The organism is Nostoc foliaceum FACHB-393 (assembly GCF_014698505.1).
GTDB classification, from domain to species: domain Bacteria; phylum Cyanobacteriota; class Cyanobacteriia; order Cyanobacteriales; family Nostocaceae; genus Nostoc; species Nostoc foliaceum_A.
Genome location: NZ_JACJTD010000006.1, coordinates 209,083 through 215,526 on the forward strand (window position 1 = coordinate 209,083; position 6,444 = coordinate 215,526).

Here is a 6,444-nt window from a genome sequence, read left to right on the forward strand (position 1 = left end):
CTTGCAAATTACAAAACATCCAAAGATTTCTCTGCATGAAAGCATATATTGTAATTCTAGTATTGTAAATGCTTTATGAAAATTGAAGTGGTTAAAGCTACTCAACAACAGAAGTCAGTGCTGTGTAATTTAATAGAACTATACCAATATGATTTGAGTGAGATAGAAGCTAAAGATGTAGATGATTGCGGCTTGTTTGGCTATAGATATCTTGATTACTATTGGACAGAACCTGAGCGACACCCATTTCTGGTTAAAGTTGATGAGAAACTGGCAGGGTTTGTACTTGTTAATCAGCACACCTACCTTCATCAAGATAACGATGCTATGTCTATTGCTGAGTTCTTTATCTTCAAGAAGTATCGAAGTCAGGATATTGGTAAACAGGTAGCTACTCACATTTTTGATCAGTTTCCTGGCAATTGGGAAGTACGGCAGACAGCTTTGAACTTAGGCGCACAAGCTTTTTGGAGCAAGGTCATTAGTCAATACACTAATGGAGCTTTTAAAGAGGTTTTCTTAAATGATGAGCGATGGCATGGCCCAATTAAAACTTTTGACAACTCAGATAAACTATTAACATAAAAAATACACCGATTTATCCGGTGTATTTATAGCGTTACTAGAGCATATACTTTTGATGATATCTTACACTAAATCCTCATGAGTAAAAGCTTTAGCATTGGCTCCAGCGTAAGTAGCTACAATATGACCATTGCCAGTCATTTGATATTTGTATGTGATTAATCCTTCTAAACCAACGGGGCCACGGGGAGGCATTTGTTGCGTACTAATCCCTACTTCTGCACCGAAACCATAACGGAAACCATCAGCAAAGCGGGTAGAACAATTGTGGAATATATTGGCTGAATTTACCAATCCAAAAAAAGTTTCAACAGATGCTGAATCTTCAGAGATAATCGCGTCAGTATGACGAGAACCATATTCGTTAATATGAGCGATCGCACCTTCTATAGAGTCTACAATCTTTATCGACAAAATAAAATCGCTGTATTCTGTTTCCCAGTCTATTTCTGTTGCAGCTACGATATTAGGCAAAATTTCTAAGGTGCGTTTATCACCCCTTAATTCCACATGGCGTTCTTGCAAAGCCTCAGCAACTTTTGGTAAAAATTCTGTAGCAATTGATTGGTGAACTAGCAAAGTTTCAATTGCATTACAAACAGCAGGATATTGCGCTTTCGCATCGACGGTAATTGGAACTGCTTTAGAAATATCAGCAGCTTTATCTATATAAAGATGACAAATTCCATCAGCATGACCTAGTACCGGAATGCGTGTATTTTCTTGGACAAACTGCACAAAGGAATTAGAACCTCTAGGAATAATTAAATCTACATATTTATCTAACTTCAAAAGTTCTAGAGTTTCTTCTCTAGTTGTCAACAACTGCACCGCATCAGGGTTAACAGCAGTTTGAGATAATCCTTGCTTAATTGCTTTAACGATTGCTTCACAAGAACGTACCGCTTCCTTTCCACATTTGAGAATCACACCATTTCCCGATTTGATAGCCAAGGAAACAATTTGAATCGCCGCCTCTGGACGCGCTTCAAAAATAATCCCCAAAACGCCTAGAGGACAAGTTATCCGCTTGAGAACTAAGCCAGTATCAAGTTCGCGGTGAATCTGCACTTTCCCAACTGGATCAGCTAGCTTACCAACATCTCGTACCCCAGCGATCGCATCTCTTAATTTATGTTCATCTAACTGCAAGCGCTTATAAAGTGGTTGGGGAATACCTTCAGAAGTAGCAGCTTCACAATCAGCAACATTTGCTTGTAAAATTTCATCTCTAGCTGATTCTAAAGCTTGAGCGATCGCAACAAGGGCTTGATTTTTTGCCTCAGTAGAGAGAATCGCTAGCTTACTTGCAGCTTGGCGGGTTTGCCCTGCGATCGCAATTAGGGGAGAAGCAATGTTAAGAATAGTCATAGCACAAATCTTTACCTTTTCTTCATCTTATCAATGTGAGTTCACCATTGCTTATCGTCTTCCTCCAATCGGGTGAACCATCTGGGTAATCAATAATTACTCTGATCGGGTGAAGCAAGACTTGGTTCAAAACATTTATTCTGTGATTATCGAACACTGGCAAATTAGAGATAGTAAATTTACATCTTAAAGATTATTCTAAGTATTATTGCAGAGTCTATTTGAAATCATTAAAAATGATTTATGCGTACCAGGGGCTAGAGAGACATCGTAATTTATGTTTCTCTAGCCTTTTACTTAAGTAATTAATTTATACTGCCGATATTTGAATTTTTACGAAATTGTGATGACGATCGCTGGATCTATTGAGTATTGATGGATCAAATACCACTCCTTTGCTAGGGAGATCCTATGTCATTGCAATCTGGATTAGATGCCTTAAAACAAAAACGTTATCAAGAAGCGGTTGAATTACTCGAACAATTCTGCCGCGATTGCGTTGAACGTGATTCCTCAGATTATCTTTCAGCACAGATGTGGCTGATGAAAGCCTATCAAGCTACAGGCGAAATCGAAAAAGCCAAGATTCTGTGTCAAAAGTTAATGATGAGTGAAAATCCACAGGCTCGTAGTTGGGCTGAACAAGCTAGTCAATCCTTCCGCCAAACGCCAGCAACCCAATCTAACGCCAGCCAAAAAGCTGGTCGCGCCGCGACTACTGGGATGAAATTAGCGATGGGGGGTGTGGGTGGTAGTTTGGCGTTAGCTTCTGGTGTCACCATGACCTTGCTGTTTGGCATGGTCTTGGCTTTAGGTCTGAGCTTAGTATTTATTTTGGGTAGCGACGATCCACTCCAAGGGCTAGCGATCGCTATTGGTTTTACCCTAGTTTTTAATATCGCCGCCTTTTTCCTGTCTCCATTCATCATGGACTTAACCCAAGGCTGGCTTTACCAAACTCGCTGGGTAGAGTTAGCAGAAGTTGAAACCCTCAGTCCAGAGACAGCTAAAATTATTAACCAAATCTGTCAGCAGAAAAAGCTGAAAACACCCCGTTTAGGAATCATTAACGACGAAAATCCCACGGCTTTTACTTATGGTTCATTACCTAACAGCGCCCGTTTAGTAGTCAGTCAGGGACTTTTCACTTATCTGGATGACGATGAAATTGCTACCGTCTACGCTCATGAATTGGGGCACATTGTCCACTGGGACTTTGCAGTGATGACAGTAGCTTCTACCTTAGTGCAAATTTGCTACCTGATTTACAGCACAGCTAGAAGATTGGGGCGTGGTGGCGATAGCAAAATTAAAGATGCGATGCAAACTGCTGGTCTAGTTGCCTACGTGTTTTATATCATTGGTACTTATTTACTGCTGTACCTCTCTCGGACACGGGAATACTTTGCTGACCACTTTGCAGCCGAAAGTACAGGTAATCCCAATGGATTATCCCGCGCTTTGGTGAAGATTGCCTACGGGATATTAGAAGAAGGTTCACGCACACAAGAACCCAGCCGTTTAATTGAAGGGACTCGCGCCTTAGGTATCTATGACCATAAAGCCGCCGCTTCCACAGGAACCGCCTACCGCATTGCATCCGATCCGCAAAAAATTGGTCGCGTCTTTTTGTGGGATATGTTTAACCCTTGGGGCTGGTGGATGGAGTTAAATTCAACTCATCCATTGACAGGGAAACGAGTTCGTGCATTAAGCACCTATGCCGAACAATTGGGTTTACCAACTGAATTCGATATGGGGCGAGTTGTAGGCGAAGGTAAAAGTCTTAATAAAAGTAGGCTTTACGGTAACTTCTTTTTAGATGTTGTGCTGTATGGTGCTGAAACTATAGGTTTCTTTATTGGCTTAGTAATGGGTGTGATTCTGTGGTCAAGTTCCCCAAACACAGGATTAGCATTTGGTGCGCCACTTATTGGTTTAGGGATGGGGATTCTGGTTAAAGCCTTGGTGATGTTCCCCGACTACAAGCAAGCACCGGAAACTGACATTCTCACCCTGATGTCAGATCCTTATGCCAGTCCGTTGCGTGGAAAACCTGCAAAACTTGAAGGTCAACTAATTGGTCGGGGCGACGCTGGTTATAAGTTTGGTTCCGATTTAAAAATTCAGGATCGTAGCGGGATGCTTTATTTGCATTATGCTTCACGTTTTGGCCCCATTGGCAATTTCTTATTTGGGATGAAGCGAGTCCAAAGCTTGATTGGTGAACAAGTTGGGGCGGTGGGTTGGTTCCGTCGGGGTGTTGCACCTTGGATGGATTTGATTCAAATCCAAAGTGAAAATGGCACCATTGTCAACAGTTATCACCGCTTCTGGTCATTCATCCTTGGCGGTGGATCAATTATCTTAGGAGTGGTCTTGACTATGTTTTTGAGCAGCTAGCTGAGTTTCTAGCTTGCTGTCAAAGCATTTCTCAGTCCATCCAAGCTTTCATTTGTTAGGAGGTGGTTAGTAACTGCCTCCTTTTTTTATTACGGTTCAGTTAAGCGCTACTGGTATAAAATTTTGGGTTTTCGAGACGCGATAAATCGCCGTCTCTACAAGTGTTTTGGTTTTATCTGAACTGTAAGGAGCCTATATTTGTATCTGTAATTTTCCTCCTTCCTTGCCTTCGGCACGCTGCGCGATCGCATTTGCTTGTTTGGCGATCGCATTTGCTTGTTTGGAGATCGCATTTGCTTGTTTGACGATCGCATTTGCTTGTTTGGCGATCGCATTTGCTTGTTTGGCGATCACATTTGCTTGTTTGGCGATCGCATTTGCTTGTTTGGCGATCGCATTTGCTTGTTTGGCGATCGCATTTGCTTGTTTGGCGATCGCATTTGCTTGTTTGGCGACCTCATTTGCTTGTTTGGCGATCGCATTTGCTTGTTTGGCGATCGCATTTGCTACTGAAAGCTTACTTGTGCATTAAACTTGTTGGTTGCCTTTAACCAGGTTCGCCACCACTGTCACCAACTTATCTGGCTCGATTGGCTTGGATAGATAAACGTGGAATCCAGCTTGCAGAGCCAACTGGCACTCTTCATCTCTGGCAAAGGCCGTCAGTGCTACAGCTGGAATTTTTTTTCCTTGGGGTGCTTCCCTGATTCGCACTTTGCGAATTAGGGCATAACCATCTTCATCTGGCATTCCGATATCACTGATTAAAACATCCGGTTCTAATCGTACCAGCGCTTCTAAAGCTTCACCTACAGAACTGACCGATGTCACCTGTGCTCCAGATTGTTGAAGAATAAAGGAAACTAACTCACGTGTATCAGCATTATCATCTACAACGAGTATTTGCAAGCTTCTCAGCGCTGAGAGGTTATCGGCTTTTACTTCACTGTCTTCAATTAGCTGCTCTTGTTGCAATTTGATGATCGGCAACAGCACTGTAAATGTTGCTCCCCGTCCTTCCCCTTCGCTAGCTGCTTGGACTGTGCCTGAGTGCATTTCTACTAAGTAGCGCACAATTGACAGTCCCAGCCCCAAACCACCCTCTGCTCTAGTAGTTGTGCTATCAGCTTGACGGAAGCGCTCAAATATAAAAGGTAGAAAGTCAGCACCAATTCCCTTACCTGTATCAGAGATAGTTATCTGGGCATTTGAGTTTACCTGTTTTAGATATACTTCAACTCGCCCTCCACTCGGTGTAAACTTGACGGCGTTAGAGAGCAAATTCCACACGACTTGTTGGAGGCGTTCTGCATCACCCATAACCTCACTTACTGAGGAATCAAGGTTAGACTCAATTTGAACATCTTTAATCTCAGATGTGGGATGTATAGCTTCAATCGCCGCGTTAATTACAAATACAAGGTCAACTTTACGGAGATTTAGGCGAATTTTACCTTGGACAATGCGGGAAATATCCAGAATATCTTCAATCAGTTTCCTCTGATGTTGAGCATTCCGCTCGATTGTCGCCAGTGCCTTAAAGGTAATTGCCTCGTCCAATTTTCGATTACGGATAATTTGAACCCAACCCAGCATAGAGTTGAGAGGTGTCCGAAGTTCGTGAGAGACGATCGCTAAAAATTCGTCCTTAATTCGGTTAGCTTCCTGGGCTTGCTGATAAAGGTGTGCATTTTCAATGGCGAACGCTGCCCGTTGGGCAAGTTCTTCAGCCATTGTTAGGTCTACAACAGTGTAATAGCGTCCTGGTTGTGCAGACGCAAATACAATTGTCCCTACCTTGCGTTCACGTACCAGCAATGGCACGGTCATCTGAGACTTAAGTTGGAGTCGGTGCAGCAGAAAGAGGTATTCATCGTTTGATGTATTTCTCTGTAATGAGGACTCAAGAATGTTTGTAGCCAGTTCCGACTTACCAGTTCGTAAAACCTTTGCTGGTGCATAATCAGCATCAACAGGAATTGGATAGCGTTGTCGCCATTCTCGTACTAGTGCTTCCTTATGCGGTTCAGATGCAGCTATTACTGGGTTATTGAAGACCGCCGAATTATTTTCAACGACATCTAC

General features: G+C 42.6%; 6 protein-coding genes. 3 read left to right on the forward strand and 3 right to left on the reverse strand.

Annotated elements, in window-relative coordinates; genetic code table 11:
- The first annotated feature begins 75 nt into the window (after positions 1–75).
- A complete protein-coding gene (locus H6G92_RS08235; protein WP_190892692.1) occupies positions 76–585 on the forward strand; it encodes a GNAT family N-acetyltransferase in 510 nt (169 codons plus the stop codon).
- Between the two features lie 63 nt (positions 586–648).
- Here the strand turns inward: H6G92_RS08235 and H6G92_RS08240 are convergent, their stop codons facing one another.
- Complete coding sequence (locus H6G92_RS08240) at positions 649–1,956, reverse strand: glutamate-5-semialdehyde dehydrogenase (protein WP_190892694.1); 1,308 nt, start codon at positions 1,954–1,956, stop codon at positions 649–651.
- A 411-nt stretch (positions 1,957–2,367) separates the two neighbouring features.
- On the opposite strand from H6G92_RS08240, the gene H6G92_RS08245 reads away from it, so the two are divergent.
- On the forward strand, positions 2,368–4,359 hold the full coding sequence (locus H6G92_RS08245; protein WP_190892695.1) for a zinc metalloprotease HtpX: 1,992 nt from the start codon (positions 2,368–2,370) through the stop codon (positions 4,357–4,359).
- 192 nt (positions 4,360–4,551) lie between these two features.
- On the opposite strand, the gene H6G92_RS39270 is transcribed toward H6G92_RS08245, so the two are convergent.
- Entirely contained in the window at positions 4,552–4,713 is a 162-nt protein-coding gene (locus H6G92_RS39270) for a hypothetical protein (protein WP_242059067.1), read from the reverse strand.
- On the opposite strand from H6G92_RS39270, the gene H6G92_RS39275 reads away from it, so the two are divergent.
- Positions 4,703–4,891 (forward strand): hypothetical protein, encoded by a 189-nt coding sequence (locus H6G92_RS39275; protein WP_242059068.1) that lies wholly within the window; start codon positions 4,703–4,705, stop codon positions 4,889–4,891. The genes H6G92_RS39270 and H6G92_RS39275 overlap by 11 nt on opposite strands.
- Here H6G92_RS39275 and H6G92_RS08255 read toward each other — a convergent pair.
- Positions 4,888–6,444 (reverse strand): hybrid sensor histidine kinase/response regulator (locus tag H6G92_RS08255; RefSeq protein ID WP_190892696.1); only part of this gene is annotated, 1,557 nt, incomplete at its 5' end. The genes H6G92_RS39275 and H6G92_RS08255 overlap by 4 nt on opposite strands.